The sequence below is a fragment of the Serratia montpellierensis genome, from assembly GCF_020858655.1.
Classification (GTDB): Bacteria; Pseudomonadota; Gammaproteobacteria; order Enterobacterales; family Enterobacteriaceae; genus Serratia; species Serratia montpellierensis.
This window is the reverse complement of the sequence record NZ_VOSN01000018.1, coordinates 41,376-56,969: the sequence shown is the minus strand read 5'-3', so window position 1 is coordinate 56,969 and position 15,594 is coordinate 41,376. Positions and strand designations below refer to the sequence as shown.

The 15,594-nt window shown below is 63.2% G+C and carries 14 protein-coding genes and 1 other RNA gene; 9 read left to right on the top strand and 6 right to left on the bottom strand.

The window, feature by feature from the left end:
- Nucleotides 1-99 precede the first annotated feature (99 nt).
- The 5 genes from FUU19_RS18595 (at nucleotide 100) to FUU19_RS18575 (ending at nucleotide 4,571) form a co-directional block, all read left to right on the top strand.
- A non-coding RNA gene (locus FUU19_RS18595) (RtT sRNA) lies at nucleotides 100-224 on the top strand.
- A 207-nt stretch (nucleotides 225-431) separates the two neighbouring features.
- Nucleotides 432-1,439 carry a Fe2+-enterobactin ABC transporter substrate-binding protein gene (fepB, locus tag FUU19_RS18590; RefSeq protein WP_202669946.1) on the top strand — a complete coding sequence of 336 codons (1,008 nt, stop codon included), beginning with the start codon at nucleotides 432-434 and terminating at the stop codon, nucleotides 1,437-1,439.
- 215 nt (nucleotides 1,440-1,654) lie between these two features.
- On the top strand, nucleotides 1,655-2,710 hold the full coding sequence (gene fepD / locus FUU19_RS18585) for a Fe(3+)-siderophore ABC transporter permease (RefSeq protein WP_141998620.1): 1,056 nt from the start codon (nucleotides 1,655-1,657) through the stop codon (nucleotides 2,708-2,710).
- A complete protein-coding gene (gene fepG / locus FUU19_RS18580; RefSeq protein ID WP_230490615.1) occupies nucleotides 2,710-3,747 on the top strand; it encodes an iron-enterobactin ABC transporter permease in 1,038 nt (345 codons plus the stop codon). Before fepD ends, fepG begins: the two co-directional genes overlap by 1 nt.
- 17 nt (nucleotides 3,748-3,764) lie before the next feature.
- Nucleotides 3,765-4,571: an ABC transporter ATP-binding protein gene (locus FUU19_RS18575; protein ID WP_089181180.1), complete on the top strand. Its 807-nt coding sequence runs from the start codon at nucleotides 3,765-3,767 to the stop codon at nucleotides 4,569-4,571.
- 28 nt (nucleotides 4,572-4,599) lie between these two features.
- Here the strand turns inward: FUU19_RS18575 and FUU19_RS18570 are convergent, their stop codons facing one another.
- The 3 genes from FUU19_RS18570 to budA all read right to left on the bottom strand — a co-directional run bounded on the left by FUU19_RS18570 (nucleotide 4,600) and on the right by budA (nucleotide 8,827).
- On the bottom strand, nucleotides 4,600-6,186 hold the full coding sequence (locus FUU19_RS18570; protein WP_230490614.1) for an ABC transporter substrate-binding protein: 1,587 nt from the start codon (nucleotides 6,184-6,186) through the stop codon (nucleotides 4,600-4,602).
- A 143-nt stretch (nucleotides 6,187-6,329) separates the two neighbouring features.
- Nucleotides 6,330-8,015, bottom strand: a complete 1,686-nt coding sequence (gene alsS / locus FUU19_RS18565; RefSeq protein WP_142591500.1) for an acetolactate synthase AlsS — start codon at nucleotides 8,013-8,015, stop codon at nucleotides 6,330-6,332.
- 32 nt (nucleotides 8,016-8,047) lie between these two features.
- Nucleotides 8,048-8,827, bottom strand: a complete 780-nt coding sequence (budA, locus tag FUU19_RS18560; protein WP_230490613.1) for an acetolactate decarboxylase — start codon at nucleotides 8,825-8,827, stop codon at nucleotides 8,048-8,050.
- Between the two features lie 451 nt (nucleotides 8,828-9,278).
- Between budA and FUU19_RS18555 the strand changes: the two genes are divergently transcribed.
- Nucleotides 9,279-10,181 carry a LysR family transcriptional regulator gene (locus FUU19_RS18555; RefSeq protein ID WP_060433800.1) on the top strand — a complete coding sequence of 301 codons (903 nt, stop codon included), beginning with the start codon at nucleotides 9,279-9,281 and terminating at the stop codon, nucleotides 10,179-10,181.
- Here FUU19_RS18555 and eutC read toward each other — a convergent pair.
- Together eutC and FUU19_RS18545 are read right to left on the bottom strand one after the other, a co-directional pair.
- Entirely contained in the window at nucleotides 10,160-10,951 is a 792-nt protein-coding gene (eutC, locus tag FUU19_RS18550) for an ethanolamine ammonia-lyase subunit EutC (protein WP_099816962.1), read from the bottom strand. The genes FUU19_RS18555 and eutC overlap by 22 nt on opposite strands.
- Complete coding sequence (locus tag FUU19_RS18545) at nucleotides 10,948-12,333, bottom strand: ethanolamine ammonia-lyase subunit EutB (RefSeq protein WP_230490612.1); 1,386 nt, start codon at nucleotides 12,331-12,333, stop codon at nucleotides 10,948-10,950. The genes eutC and FUU19_RS18545 overlap by 4 nt, the downstream gene beginning before the upstream one ends.
- Nucleotides 12,334-12,492: 159 nt before the next feature.
- Between FUU19_RS18545 and FUU19_RS18540 the strand changes: the two genes are divergently transcribed.
- Together FUU19_RS18540 and FUU19_RS18535 are read left to right on the top strand one after the other, a co-directional pair.
- Nucleotides 12,493-13,041 (top strand): nucleotidyltransferase family protein, encoded by a 549-nt coding sequence (locus FUU19_RS18540; protein WP_230490611.1) that lies wholly within the window; start codon nucleotides 12,493-12,495, stop codon nucleotides 13,039-13,041.
- A 52-nt stretch (nucleotides 13,042-13,093) separates the two neighbouring features.
- A complete protein-coding gene (locus FUU19_RS18535) occupies nucleotides 13,094-13,561 on the top strand; it encodes a FlxA-like family protein (RefSeq protein ID WP_025303776.1) in 468 nt (155 codons plus the stop codon).
- A 1-nt stretch (nucleotide 13,562) separates the two neighbouring features.
- Here the strand turns inward: FUU19_RS18535 and FUU19_RS18530 are convergent, their stop codons facing one another.
- The gene (locus tag FUU19_RS18530; protein ID WP_141967420.1) at nucleotides 13,563-14,483 is read right to left on the bottom strand and encodes a LysR family transcriptional regulator; all 921 of its coding nucleotides are present in this window, start codon (nucleotides 14,481-14,483) and stop codon (nucleotides 13,563-13,565) included.
- 96 nt (nucleotides 14,484-14,579) lie between these two features.
- Here FUU19_RS18530 and FUU19_RS18525 point away from each other — a divergent pair, with 96 nt between their 5' ends.
- Nucleotides 14,580-15,578 (top strand): bile acid:sodium symporter family protein, encoded by a 999-nt coding sequence (locus FUU19_RS18525; protein ID WP_049198403.1) that lies wholly within the window; start codon nucleotides 14,580-14,582, stop codon nucleotides 15,576-15,578.
- Nucleotides 15,579-15,594 lie beyond the last annotated feature (16 nt).

The window sequence follows — 15,594 nt, the reverse complement described above, 5'->3', positions numbered from 1 at the left end:
GTTCGAATCCTGCACGACCCACCAATTCAGGAAAAAGCGCCTTTTGGCGCTTTTTTCGTTTCTGCGCCACCTGACTCTGCCTTTATCTTCTTACTGACATGGCCCACTGAGTCGTGCGGGTGAGATCCTGCGTTCAGGTTCGAGCATCACGCAGCGATACGACAACGCGCAGCGTTGCCCGCAGGGTGAGGCCACAGGCCGAATCAATCCTGCACGACCCACCCATTCAGAAAAAAGCGCCTTTGGGCGCTTTTTTCGTTTCTGTCTCACCCACTTCCCTTTTCTTCGTATTCTTTCTTTATTCACCACGCGCTGAGATACGAATGGTTATCATTTTGCCGGCTTGAATGGTAAATTAGCGGGCATCCACCACGCAGCCAATCCGCCGCCGGATTGATACGCCTTAGTTCAAGGAAAGAAAGAGCCCGCTCATGACCCTATCCTTACGCCAGCTGTTCATTGCATTTATCGCCACTTCCAGCCTGTTGCTCAGCGGCTGCGGCCCGGACGACAAGAGCGACGAGAAAAAACCGTCCGCCCCTGCAGCCGACAGCAGTTGGCCGCGCACCATCGACAGCGCCAAAGGGAAATTCACGCTGGAAAAACCGCCGCTGCGCATCGTGTCCACCAGCGTCACCATCACCGGTACGCTGCTGGCGATCGACGCCCCGGTGGTCGCCAGCGCCGCCACCAGCCCAAATCCCCTGGTGGCCGATAAACAAGGCTTCTTTACCCAGTGGAGCGAAGTGGCCAAACAGCGCCACGTCGAACGGTTGTATCAGGTGGAGCCCAATGCCGAAGCCGTCGCCGCCGCCGCGCCGGATTTGATCGTCGTCGCCGCCACCGGCGGGGATTCAGCGCTGAAGCTGTACGATCAGCTGTCCGCCATTGCGCCGACGCTGGTGCTCGATTATGGCGACAAAAGCTGGCAACAGCTGGCCAGCGAGCTCGGTGAGATCACCGGTCACGAAGCCGGCGCCAAACAGGCGGAAGATCGTTTCGAACAGCGCGTGGAGCAAGTGAAGCAGGCGATCGCGCTGCCGCCACAGCCGACCACGCCGCTGGTGTATGCCGACAACGGCCGCGAGGCCATGCTGTGGACACCGGGCTCCGCCCAGGGCAAGCTGCTGACCCAGCTTGGCTTCCAATTGGCCACCCCGCCGGAAAGCGCCAAAGGCAACGCCAGCATGGGTAAACGCCATGACATCATCCAGATCTCCGGCGAAAAAATGGCCGAAGGCCTGAACGGCAAAACCCTGATCCTGTTCGCCACCAATGAGCGCAAAGTGCAAGAGGTGCTGACCAACCCGTTCCTTAAACATCTGGAGCCGGTGGAACAGCGGCACGTCTATGCCGTCGGCAACGACACCTTCCGCCTCGATTATTACAGTGCCACCAACATGCTGAACCAAATCGAACGGCTGTTCAAAAAGCCCTGAACCACGCCGTCGGCAGGCCGGGCTCCTGCCGACGCTTTCCGCAAGCGGGGCGACCGTTCACATTCAATCAATTGAAATATCAATAGTTATTAACATCGTCAACGCACCTTTGCCACCAACCGGCGGGTGCATGCGGGCGTAAACTCGTGCTACTATTGCCACCCCGCATGAACGCAAATAACAATGAGAATAAAAATCATACAGGAGTTACCGGTGTGAACGTACCCACTCCGACTGAGCGGACGCTTTCGTCCGCACCGCACGCAGCTTACGCCAGTGGCTTCAAACGCATCGCCGGGTTCGGTATCGGTTTGGTGCTGTTGCTGCTGTGCATCATTGCCAGCCTGATGCTGGGTTCCAAGGCCATCCCCTTCCATACCGTCTGGCTCAGCCTGCAGGGCGCCGCGAGCGGTTCCGACAGCACCATCATTCTCAACGCCCGGGTGCCCCGTACGCTGGCGGGCATTTTAGCCGGCATGGCGCTCGGCGCCGCCGGCGCGCTGATTCAGGCGTTGACGCGCAATCCGCTGGCCGATCCTGGCGTGCTCGGCATCAACGCCGGCGCCAGCTTCGCCGTGGTCATCGGCATCATGTTTTTCGGCGCCGCCACCACTGAAAGCTATATGGCCTATGCCTTCGTCGGCGCTGCCCTCACCACCCTGCTGGTCTACCTGATCGGCACGCTGGCGGGCGGGCGCATCAACCCGGTGCGGCTGACGCTGGCCGGCGTGGCGATCGGCGCGGTTTTGATCGGCATCACCACCGGGCTGTCGCTGATCGATCCGCAAACCTTCGACCAACTGCGCTTCTGGCAGGCCGGCACGCTGGATATCCGCACGCTGTCCACGCTGCCGGTCACCGCCCCCGCCATTTTGCTCGGCTGCCTGCTGACGCTGCTCATCGCCCGGCCGCTGAATACCATCGGCATGGGGGAAGATTTGGCTATCGCGCTCGGCGCGCGCGTAGTGCTGACTCAGATTGTCGCGGTGATCGCCATCACGCTGCTGTGCGGCGCGGCGACCGCCACCGTCGGCCCAATCAGTTTCATCGGCCTGATGGTGCCGCATATCGCCCGCTGGTGGGTCGGCCCCGACCAGCGCTGGATCCTGCCCTACTCCATGCTGCTGGCGCCGATTTTACTGCTGTGCGCCGACGTGGTCGGCCGCTTGCTGGCGGCCGGTGAACTGCGGGTTTCCATCGTGGCGGCCTTCATCGGCGCGCCGGTGCTGATCTGGCTGGTGCGCCGCAAGAAAACGCTGGGGGGTCTGTGATGAGTCTGCCCCACACGTTGCATATCGGCCGCCCGGACGGCGTCATCAACTGGCGCATGCCGCTGCGCCTGCTGCTGGTCAATATTTCGCTGCTGGCGTTGTGCCTGGCGATGGCCGTTGCCGCGCTGTGCTACGGCACGCTGCAACTTTCGCTGGAACAGGTCTTTGCCGCGCTCAGCGGCGAGGCGCCGAAAAATCTGGTCACCGTGGTCACCCAATGGCGTTTGCCGCGTATCGCCATGGCGCTGTTGTTAGGCGGCGCGCTCGGCATGAGCGGCGCCATCTTCCAGTCTATTATCCGCAACCCGCTCGGTAGCCCGGACGTGATTGGCTTTAACATGGGGGCTTACACCGGCGCGCTGATCGCCATCACCCTGTTCAACGGCGGCTATTACTACATCGCCGGCGGCGCGCTGGCCGGCGGCATTCTCGCCGCGCTGGCCATCTACCTGCTGGCCTGGCGGCAAGGCATCGCCGGCTTCCGGCTGATCATCGTCGGCATCGCCATCAGCGCGGTCTTGGTCTCCACCAATACCTGGCTGATCATCACCGCTTCGCTGGAGCGCGCCATGGACGCCGCCATGTGGCAGGCCGGTTCGCTCAACGGCATGACCTGGCAGAAAGCCCAGCCCGCCACGGCGTTCATCGTGCTGGCGGCCGCGGCCGCACTGCTGATGGGCAAACGGCTGCAGCTATTGGAAATGGGCGACGACACGGCGCGCGCGCTGGGCGTGAACGCCGAAGGCAGCCGGCTGTGGCTGATGCTGTTCGGCGTTACCCTCACCGCCGCCGTCACCGCCACCGCCGGGCCGATTTCCTTTATCGCACTGGCGGCGCCGCAGATCGCCCGCCGCCTGGCCGGACAATCCTCGGTCACCCTGACGTCATCGGCGCTGATGGGCGCAGCGCTGCTGCTCAGCGCCGACGTGGTGTCCCAACATCTTTTCGCGCCGATCCAACTGCCGGTCGGGGTCGTGACCGTCTGCATCGGCGGCCTGTACCTGATTTGGCTGCTCATCCGTGAGGCCCGCAGATAATGAAGAGTGATAATGCCATGAGCCACCGCCTGCACGCCTCGCACCTGAAGCTGGGCTACGACAATAAAATCATCGCTGACGATCTGAGCGTGGCGATCCCCGACGGCGCCTTCACGGTGATCGTCGGGCCGAACGCCTGCGGCAAATCGACGCTGTTACGCGCCCTGTGCCGTCTTCTCAAACCCAGCGCCGGCGAAGTGATGCTGGACGGCAAAAACATCAGCAGCTTCGCCACCAAGGCGCTGGCGCGCGAGCTTGGCCTGCTGCCGCAAACCTCGATCGCACCGGACAGCATTACCGTGGCGGACCTGGTGTCGCGCGGCCGCTATCCGCACCAGAGCCTGTTGAAACAGTGGACGCAGGCCGACAAACAGGCGGTGGAAGCCGCCATGGCGGCCACCAACGTCAGCCAGCTGGCGGATCGCAGCGTCGACGAGCTGTCCGGCGGACAGCGCCAGCGCGTCTGGGTGGCGATGGCGTTGGCGCAGCAAACGCCGCTGCTGCTGCTGGATGAACCGACCACCTATCTGGACATCGCGCACCAAATCGAGCTGCTGGATCTGTTCCGCCAGCTCAACCGCGAGCGTGGCCAAACCCTCATCGCGGTGCTGCACGATCTCAACCACGCCTGCCGCTATGCCGATCACATCATCGCCATGCGCGACGGCAAGATCGTGGCGGAGGGAAACCCGGCGGAAATCATTACCGCCGAGCTGGTGGAACGGGTGTTCGGCATGCCGTGCATGATCATCGACGATCCGCTGTCCCACACGCCGCTGGTGATCCCGCGCGGCCGCTACCACTGCGACGCGCCGCACGCATGAAAAAGGCCGGGTTACCCCGGCCTTTTCGTTACTTCTCCAGCGACACCTGTTTGAAGATGTGTTTACCGAACGGGTCTATTTCGTAGCCTTTCACTTCCTTGCGCACCGGTTCGAAGATGGTCGAGTGCGCGATCATCAGCGCCGGCATCTGATCGTGCATCATCACCTGCGCCTGTTGGTACATCGCCACCCGCTTGGCATGATCGTTCTCTTCGCGCGCCTGCAGGATCAGCTGGTCGAACGGTTTGTAGCACCATTTCGCCGAGTTGGAGCCGCCGAGCGACGCGCAGGTGAACAGCGGGCCGAAGAAGTTATCCGGATCGCCGTTGGCGGTGGTCCAGCCCATCAGCGCGGTCTGGTGTTCGCCGTTTTTAATCCGCTGCAAATATTCGCCCCACTCGAAAGTGACGATTTTAGCGCGCACGCCGATTTTAGCCCAGTCGGCCTGGATCATCTCCGCCATGCGCTTGGCGTTGGGGTTGTAGGGCCGCTGCACCGGCATCGCCCACAGATCGATGTCAAACCCCTGCCCCAGCCCGGCCTCCTGCAACAGCTGCTTCGCCCGCTCCGGCGAATACGGGTAGTCTTCAAGCTGCGCGTTGCTGCCCCATTGGGCCGGCGGCAGCAGGTTCTTGGCCGGCTGGCCGGCGCCGTGGAACACCGCCTCGATGATCGCCGGCTTGTTGACCGCCAGCGCCAACGCCTGGCGTACCTTGACGTTATCCAACGGTTTCTTCTGGGTGTTGAACGCCAGGAAGCCGATATTTAGGCCAGATTTTTCCATCACCTGAAGGTTGCCGTCCTGCCGCATGCGCGCCAGATCCGCCGGGTTGGGGAACGGCATCACCTGGCACTCGTTCTTTTGCAGCTTGGCGTAACGCACCGTCGCATCCGGCGTGATCGAAAACACCAGCCGGTCGATCTTCGGTTTGCCTTCCCAGTAACGATCGAACGCCTTGTAGAGGATTTTCGCGTCTTTCTGGTACTGCACCAGCTGGAACGGCCCGGTGCCGATCGGATCGTTGTCCACCCGCTGCGGCGTGCCGGCCTTCAGCATCGCGTCGGCATATTCCGCCGAAAATATGGTGGCGAAGTACATGCCCAGATCGGCGACGAACGGCGCCTCGGCGCGGGAGAGCTCAAAGCGCACGGTGTGGTCGTCCACCTTGACGATCCGGTCGATCAGCGTGCCAAACTCCATCGACTCGAAGTTGGTGTAGGCGCCGTTGGAGACCTTGTGATACGGGTTGTCGGCGTCCTTCTGGCGCATAAACGAGAAGATGACGTCATCGGCGTTGAAATCGCGGGTGGGCGTGAAATATTTATTGCTCTGGAATGCCACGCCCTTGCGCAGGTGGAAGGTATAGCGCTTGCCGTCTTCGCTCACTTCCCAGCTCTCCGCCAGGCTGGGTTGCAGCTCGACGGTGCCGGGTTTGAAATCCACCAGCCGGTTGTAGATCGCCGCCGAACTGGCGTCTACCGTGGTGCCGGAGGTGAACAGCTGCGGGTTGAAGCCTTCCGGCGATCCTTCGGAACAGTAGACCAGCGTATTGGCTCGCGCGCCGCCGGCAACCATCAATGCCAGCAGCCCAATCGTTATTGCTTTTCTTTTCATTGCGCTATCCCCAGTGGTGAAAAAACAGCCCAATGGATAGCAATAAATCATGCAGTTAGCGAAGTAAAGGACAAAATCCGCGCATAAAAACGGGCAGGCTCGCAAGCGGCCTGCCCCGGTGAAACGGCACGATGATGATGAAATTAAATCATCTGGCTGAAGTTCATCTGCGCCATCAGCTTATAGTTGTCGGCATAGTCGACCGGGATGGCCACCACTACCGGCCCCTGGATCGCCATCGCCTTGCGCAGCATCGGCCGCAGATCTTCCACCGACTGCACGGCGAAACCGACCGCGCCGCAGGATTCCGCGTAGGCCTTGAAGTCAATCGGCCCGAACTCCACGCCGGACTTGCGCTGGTATTTGTTCACTTCCTGCATTTCCACCATGTTGTAGGCGTTATCGACCCAGATGACGTGCACGATGTTGTTTTTCAGCCGCACCGCGGTCTCCAGCTCCATGCTCGACTGCATGAAGCCACCGTCACCGGAGATAGACACCACCTTGTCGCCGGGGCGCACCAGCGCCGCACCGATGGCCCACGGCAATGCCACCCCCATGGTTTGCTGGCCGTTGGAGATCAACAGCTGACGGGCACGGAAGCTGTAAAGATAGCGGGCGATCCAGATGTGGAAACTGCCCATGTCCACGCACAGCGTCACGTCGTCGCTGACGATGTCCTGCAGCTCCTTGACGATGCGCAGCGGGTGGATCGGCATGCCGCCGCGGCGGGCGGCGCGCTCCGCCAGCTCAGTACGCTGGCGGCCGAGATCGGAGAGGATCAGCTCCACTTCCGGCGGCACGCAGACCGCCTCATTGAATGCTTCGGTCATCATGTTCAGCGTGGCGCTGATATTGCCCACCAGCTCGACGTCCGGCCGATAGCAGGTATCGATATCCGCCGGCAGCACGTCGATGTGCACCAACTTCAGTCGCCCGTGGCTGTTCCACATGCAGGGATCGTATTCGATCGGATCATAGCCGACGCTCACCACCAGATCGGCCTTCTGCAGCAGCTGATCGGCCGGCTGGTTGTTGAACAGGCCGACACGGCCGGCGAAACGGGCGAAGTGGTTGACGTCGATCACCCCCGCCGCCTGATAGGTGCCGACCACCGGCATATGGGTGCGGTACAGCAGATGGCGCACCGCCTCGCTGTTCTCCGGCCGGCTGGCCTGCAGGCCGAGCAGCAAGACCGGGCATTTGGCCTGGCGGATCAGTTTCACCGCCGCCTGAATGTCGTCTGCCGCGGCGGCCCCCATGCGCGGCAAGCGGCAGCCGGCCAGCACCGGCGCGCTGACCGGTTCATTGACGATATCCATCGGCAGGCTGACGAACGACGCCCCCGGCCGGCCGAACTCGGCGCGTCGGAAGGCGTTGGCGATCACCTCGGAAATCGCCGAACCGGCATGCACTTCGGCGCAATACTTGGTCACCGGCCGGAACATGCTGACGGTATCCATGCTCTGGTGCGTCTGCTTCAGGCTGTCGGCGCGCTTCACCGCCCCGCCGAAGGCCACTACCGCGTCCCCTTCCGAGGTGGCGGTAGCCAGCCCGGTGATCAGGTTGGAGCTGCCCGGCCCGGAGGTGACCAGCGCCACCCCGGCCTTGCCGGTCAGGCGGCCGACCGCCGCCGCCATAAAGGCCGCGTTGGCCTCATGCCGCACCACCACCGTTTCGATCGATGGCGCGTCCTCCAGCGAGTCGAACACCCGGTCGATCTTGGCGCCCGGAATGCCGAAAACGTGTTTGACGCCCTGCGCTTCCAGGTTTTTCACCACCAAATCGGCGCCGCATTGCCAGTCATTGCCTGTTTTTTCCTGTGCCATGGTTCCACCTCCTAAGAAAACAATCGCCGGGGTTAGCCCTCGGCGGAACGAATCGCGCGGTCCAAATCCTCTGGGCAGAGGTTGGCGCGCAAGAAATCCGCATCGTGCGGCAACTGAAGATTGAGACGCGTGATGACGCCGAACTGCAAATGGCCATGATCGAGCTGGTAGTCCAGTACGTGGCCGCCGCCGCTGCGGTCGTCAGTAACGAAGTGTTCGTGATAGCCGGCCACGCCGATGCCCTGCATGTAATCCGGCGAGCGGAAGCCGACCAGCGTGCCGCGCCGCTGGTGGAACGAGAAGGTCGGCTGCTCTTCTATCGCTTCCAGCATCGGGCGGTAGGGCCGCTCCTGGCGCGGCACGGTGCGGGTTTCCACATGGCTGAACTCGCCGTCAACCCGTACCGCGCAAAACAGGTTCGGCGAGGCGACCTGCTCGTCGATGCACTGGTGCAGCTGTGCCTTGGTGATCGGCCGGTCGAATTGCTGGCTGACGCTGGGCTGGAAAAAGGTGACGACGGCAAAGGGGGTTTTCTGTTGCAGGCCGGCCGGCCGGGCGCTGCCGTCGGCGCGCAGCTGGTGTATTTCCCGATCGAAAGCGATCAGTTCACCGTCCAGATGATTGAAGGTGCCGAGGCCGAAGTTGCCGTGTTTGAGCAACTCGGCAATGGTGGTTTCGCCCTCGTAGACCCCGTCGATGAGCGCGCTCATCAGCGAGATTTGATAGATTTCGCCCTCCCCGGCGTTGATCGACTGCCTGGCAAAACCCTGCGCCAAATGGCGCGCACAGGAACACCCGTGTTTTTCGTTCATGACTAACTCCTCCACCAGCGCGGGATCGCGATTCCGCGCGTTCAAAAGACCCACCGACGGCGGGCCAAGATGCCCCCCAAGGCACGTTCATCAGTTGGAACGATTCAGCCTGAGGCGACAAAAAAACCGGCACGGCTGGCCGGCCGATATCCAGAGTCAACAGCATGATGAGTTAAAGTAAAGGCTCACTAATCATTAATGCTTGGTCGGATATCAAATTGAACGGTTAATCTGGTGTTGGAGCGACAATCAACTCCGCAGGCGGCTCGCGCAGCCTGGGAAAAACATCTGTTATTTAGTGCTAAGCGCCGCGAGGTTTATGCGTTTTCTCTCTATACGGCCGGGATAAGGCGGCGTTGAAGCCCGTCGTCAACCCGCAGCCAGAGTAGCCGCCGCGCCGCCGGCAGAGAAGCGGGTATTCATAAGAAACGCTTTTGCATATAATGCAAAAATGAATGACGCCCGCTATGTAGAACATCTGCCAATTTTTCTCGACGTGGCCCGCCTGGGCAGCTTTTCCGCCGCCGCGCGCCGGCTGGGCATGGTGCCCTCCTCGCTGGTGCGCCACATCGACGCCCTGGAAAGCGCGCTCGGCGCCGCACTGTTCGTGCGCTCCACCCGTGGCCTGCTGCTGACCGACGCCGGCGAGCTGCTGCTGACGCGCGCCACCGCGCTGATGACGGACATTACCGGCCTTCGCGCCGAGCTGAGCGCGCTGAACGAAACGCCGCAGGGCACGCTGCGCATCAGCTGCCTGCCAACGTTCGGCAAAACCTATGTGCTGCCGCTGCTGCCGACGCTGGCGGAACGCTACCCGCAGCTGTGGGTCGACCTCGATCTGACCGAACGCCTGACCGATCCGACGCAGGAACGGCTCGACGCCGCCATCCGCATCGGCGAGCAGAAGGACAGCGCGCTGTACGCCAGCCGCATCGCCACCCAACGCTGGGTAATGTGCGCCAGCCCCGCCTACGTCGCCCGCTATGGCCTGCCGGCCGATCTGGAAGCGCTGCCACAGCATCGGCTGATCGCCCGCTACCACAAGCAGCAGCCGGCCTGCTGGGCGCAAATCCTCGACGCGGCGCTGATGAGCCGCTGCACCATGGCGCTGCGCTGCGACGACTTCACCGCGCAGCGTCAGGCCGCGCTGCTCGGGCTCGGCATCGCCTTTCTGCCCAACTGGGTAGTGGGGCCGGACGTGCAGCACGGGCAGCTAGTGCAGATGCTGGAAGATCCGCGCCATGAGCAGCAAGGCATCTATCTGCTGCGCCCGATGGCGAAGGTGTCCGCCCGGCTGGCGGCCTTCACCGCCCTGCTGCAGCAAACCATCGGTCAGCCGCCCAGCTGGGGGTAAAGCGGCGTCACTCGGCCGTGCAGGGCCGGGTTGTCGCTCTCGTCCTTCAGCTCGATGCCGCTCAGCCGCCGCTGGAACGCCTGCTCCAGCAGCCAGGCCAGGCGGAACGCTGCCTGCGGGTAATCCAGCCCCTCGGGCCGCACGTTGGAAATACAGTTGCGCTCGGCGTCCGTTCTGCGCGCGTTCGGTCCCCAGGTCAAATAGACGCCCAGGCTGTCCGGCGACGACAGCCCCGGCCGTTCGCCGATCAGAACTGCCACCGCCCGAGCCTGCAGGCATTCACCGATCTCATCCCCCAGCGCCACCCGCGCCTGATGCGCCAGCACCACCGGTGCCACGGTCAGCCCCAGCGCATCGAGATAGGGCCGCAGCGCCTGCAGCAGGGGCAGCGCCTGGCGGTGCACCGCCTTGGAGGAGAGGCCGTCCGCCACCGCCAGCAGCAGATCGACGCGGCGCGGCGGTAAACCAAGCAGCAGGCTGCGGCTATCCGGCGCCAATCGCCGCCCCAAATCCGGTCGACGCAGGTAGGCGGCGCGGTCGGCGGCCTGGCTGTGTACCGCCAGCGTGGGCCAACCGGCATCGTGCAGATCCGCCGCCAGCCGCTCGCTGTCGAAAGGCTGATGCACCGCGTCGCGCGCCTGGGCGTGAGCCAGGCCGAAGCGCAGCAGCTCGTCGGTCGGCAGGCTGGCGCCGGTGCGCCCCAGCGCGATGCGCGCATCGGTAAAGGCGCGCAGCGCGTCCCAGCTGTTGACGTGAACCGATTTGCTCATGCGCGTTCTCCCTGCAGCGCCAGCAACAGCGGATGATTGGCGGCAGCGTCGCGCAGCCGCCCGCGTTCGTCGGTAATGTTCATCGCCGCCAGCCAGGCGGCGAACTCCGGCGCATGCTTCAGCCCCAGCAGCTCGCGGATATAGAGCGCGTCATGGAACGAGGTGCTTTGGTAGTTGAGCATGATGTCGTCCGCGCCCGGCACGCCGATCAGGAACGTCAACCCGGCGGTGGCCAACAGCGTCAGCAGCGTGTCCATGTCGTCCTGATCGGCTTCGGCATGGTTGGTGTAGCAGACGTCGCAACCCAGCGGCAGGCCAAGCAGCTTGCCGCAGAAGTGGTCCTCCAGCCCGGCGCGGATAATTTGTTTGCCGTCATACAGGTATTCGGGGCCGATAAACCCCACCACGGTGTTGATCAGCAGCGGTGAAAAATGGCGCGCCACCGCATAAGCGCGCGCCTCGCAGGTTTGCTGATCGACGCCGTGATGGGCGTTGGCCGACAGGCAGCTGCCCTGCCCGGTTTCGAAATACATCACGTTGTCGCCCAGCGTGCCGCGCTTGAGGCTCAGCGCCGCCTGCTGCGCCTCCGCCAGCAGCGCCAGATTAATGCCGAAACCGCGATTGGCCGCTTCAGTGCCGGCGATCGACTGAAACACCAGATCCACCGGCGCGCCGCGCTCCATCAGCCGCAGCGTGTTGGTCACGTGGGTCAGCACGCAGGATTGGGTGGGAATGGCGAAACGCTGGATCACCTCGTCCAGCATGTAGTTGAGCTTTTCCAGCAGCGGCAAGCTGTCGCTGGCCGGGTTGATGCCGACCACCGCGTCGCCGCTGCCGTACAGCAGACCGTCCAGCATGCTGGCGGCGATACCCTGCAGACTGTCGGTCGGGTGATTGGGCTGCAGCCGCACGCTGAGGTGGCCCGGCAGACCAATCGTATTGCGAAAGCGCGTCACTACCCGGCACTTCTTCGCCACCAGGATCAGATCCTGATTGCGCATGATCTTGCTCACCGCTGCCGCCATCTCCGGCGTGATACCGGCCGCCACCTGCGCCAGCATGGCGCTGTCGGCCTGCTCGCTCAGCAGCCAGTCGCGAAAATCGCCGACCGTGAGGTGCGAGATGGGCTCAAAAGCGGCGGCATCGTGATTATCGATAATCAGGCGCGTCACCTCGTCCTGCTCATACGGCACCAGCGCCTGCTGCAGGAACGCCTTGAGCGGCAAATCCGCCAGCGCGATGCGCGCCGCCATACGCTCTTCGGCGCTTTGCGCCGCCACCTCCGCCAGATAATCGCCGGAGCGCGCAGGCGAAGCCTTCGCCATCAGCTGACGCAGATCGTCAAAGCGATAGCCGCGTTGGCCCACCGTTGCCTGATACATAGCCCCCTCCCTTGCCCCGAGTGACGAGATAACAGCCCTGCACCAAGTGTAGTCAGTGGGAAAAGAAAATTATTTTGCACGCGATCGCCGCCATCACGCCTCTCCCCATTTCACCCGCCGTCGCTTCGGGTTACAGTAGCCGCGAAAACAGGAGGGGTGATGGATCCGCAACGGCAAATTATCGACTGGCTGCAACAAGATAACGCGCGCATGGCCGCCCTGCGCACCGTGCGCCGGCTCGGCCTGAATGACTGGTGCCTCGGCGCCGGCTTCGTACGCAATCTGGTGTGGGATCGGCGCCACGGCTATGTGGACGCCACGCCGCTCAACGATATCGACGTGATCCACTTCGATGCGCAGCGCGCGGACGCCGAACGCGATCGCATGCTGGAGGCGCGGCTGCAACAGTGGCTGCCGCAGCCGTGGTCGGTCAAGAACCAGGCGCGCATGCACCTGCGCGGCGGCCGGGCGCCCTACCGCAACAGCGAAGAGGCCATCAGCTTCTGGACCGAAGTGGAAACGGCGATCGGCGCGCGCCTGAACGCCGACGACAGCATCACCCTGGTGGCCCCCTTCGGGCTCGCGGCGCTGTTCGACGACACCATTACCTTCAACGTGAAGAACGGCGATCGCGCGGCCTATGCCCAGCGCGTGCTCGACAAAGGTTGGCTGTTGCGCTGGCCGCGTCTGCGGCAGGTAAAGATTTAGCCGCCGCTGCCGATACCCTGATCAGCGATATACCGACTCAGGGAGAGCATCCATGTCGACCACCATCACCATGATAGTACCGATCAAAAATACCGTTCCCGGCGTCAGCAACGTCTTTAGCGCGCCGGGCCATCAGGGCGAATTGCTGATGGCCAAACCGGTCAACAACCAGCCGCAAGGCGGCAAGATGGAGAAAAACGAACGCGCCAACGGCAATGAAGAACCGGCTAACCTCAACGAAAGCCGCGCCTCGGTGCGCATCAAGGCGCTGAACCGGCAGATTCAGGCGCTGCAGCAAAAGCTGGTGGAGCTGAAGGACTCCAGCGCCGATCCCAAAGAGATCGAAAAACAGAAACAGCTGATCGAAGCGCAGATCAAGATGTTGCAGGCCGAGATCGCGCGCATCCAGAAAGAAGAAATGGAAAAGCAGCAGCAGGAGCAGATGGCAAAAGCCGCAGCGCAAGCCGGCGACGGCGTAAACCGCCCAACGCCGCTCAACGCAGTGGACGTCTATATCTGACTCAATATTCCGCGTTTTCCTGCCGGCGCTGGTGCAGCAGCGCCGCCTGCTGACGCGCCACCTGCCAGATGGCCTCCGCCGCCGGCGTCAGCGAACGGTTCTTGCGCCGTACCAGCATCAGTGCACGGTTGATCTCCGGCACCAGCCGCCGCACCCGGAGCCGCCCCCCTTCCGGCAACGGCAGCGCCAACGCCGGGAAAATGCTGATGCCGATCCCCTCCGCCACCATCGGGAACAGCGTCGCCGGATGGCCGATTTCCTGCACCACCTGCGCCTCGACGCCCTGCTGTCTCAGCGCGCTGTCGATCAGCGGCCGGCTGCCCGACGCGTAATCCTGCAACACCAGACGGCAGCCGTTTAACGCCGACCAACGCACCTCTTGCTGCGCAGCAAACGGGTGATCGTCGCGGCACAGCAGCAGGAACGGTTCATGCAGCACCGCTTCGCACTCCAGATCCACCGCCTGCACCGGATCGACCACGATGCCAAAATCCACCTCGGCGTTGCGCACGCTGTGCAGCACCTGCTGCTGCGCCTGATCGCGCAGCATGATGCGGATCTCCGGGTATTCGCGTTCGCCGGCGGCGATGCACTGCGGCATCAGATGGGCGGAAATGGTCTGGCTCGTCGCCACCCGCACCGTGCCGCTGCGCTGTACGCCAAAGCTGCGCGCATCCAGCAACGCGGCCTGCAGCTCGTCCAGCAGCCGTTCGACCCGGTTGGCCAGCCGCAGGCCGGCGTCGGTCAACACCACTTCACGCGTGGTGCGATCCAGCAGGCGCACGCCGACCTCCGCCTCCAGCTCTTTCACGCTGTGGCTGACCGCCGATTGCGTCAGGCCGATCGCCTCGCCGGCGCGGCTGAAGCTGCCGTGGCGGGCGATGGCGACGAACACCCGCAGCTGTTTGAGTGAGTAATTCATGTGTTTTATTCATAGATGAATTAAATAAATCAATTTAATTATTATATGCCCACGCGGGAGAATAGCCCCATCGATTTTCTACCCGAGCGCATCGCCATGAGATTCCTGCCCGATCGTTTTACCCTGACGCTGATCGCCACCGTGCTGCTGGCGTCGTTCCTGCCGGCTCGCGGCGAGTTCGTCGGCTGGCTCAACGCCCTGACCATCGCCGCCATCGCCCTGCTGTTTTTCATGCACGGCGCCAAGCTGTCGCGCGAGGCCATCCTGGCCGGCAGCAATAACTGGCGGCTGCATCTGTGGGTGATGTTCAGCACCTTCATCATTTTTCCGGCGCTGGGGATGCTGTTCGCCTGGTGGGCGCCGATCGACGTCAGCCCCGAGCTGTATGCCGGTTTCATCTACCTGTGCATCCTGCCCGCCACCGTGCAGTCGGCCATCGCCTTCACCTCGCTGGCGGGCGGCAACGTGGCGGCGGCGGTGTGCAGCGCCTCCGCCTCCAGCCTGCTGGGGATCTTCGTATCGCCGCTGTTGGTCGGCCTGCTGATGAACGTGCACGGCGATACCGGCAGCCTGCGGCAGGTGGGCTCGATCGTGCTGCAGCTGCTGGTGCCGTTCGTCGCCGGCCACCTGCTGCGGCCGCTGATCGGCGGCTGGATCGAGCGCCATCGCCCGCTGATCGGCAAAACCGACCAGACCTCGATTCTGCTGGTGGTGTACGCCGCCTTCAGCGAGGCGGTCACGCACGGCATCTGGCATCAGGTGGGGATCGGTTCACTGGCGTTTATCGTCGGCGGCAGCATCGTGCTGCTGGCGATCGTGCTGGTGGTGAACACCTACATGGCGCGCTGGCTGGGGTTCAGCAAGGCGGACGAGATCACCATCGTGTTCTGCGGTTCGAAGAAAAGCCTGGCGAACGGCATTCCGATGGCCAATATCCTGTTCCCGGCGGCGACGGTAGGGATCATGGTGCTGCCGCTGATGGTGTTCCATCAGGTGCAGCTGATGACCTGTGCGGTGCTGGCGAAAAGGTATCAGCGTAAGCAGCGGGCGCAACAGGCGGTGCCCAACGCCAACGCGCAGGCGTCGCGCGGGTAAAAAAAAGACGGGCCAA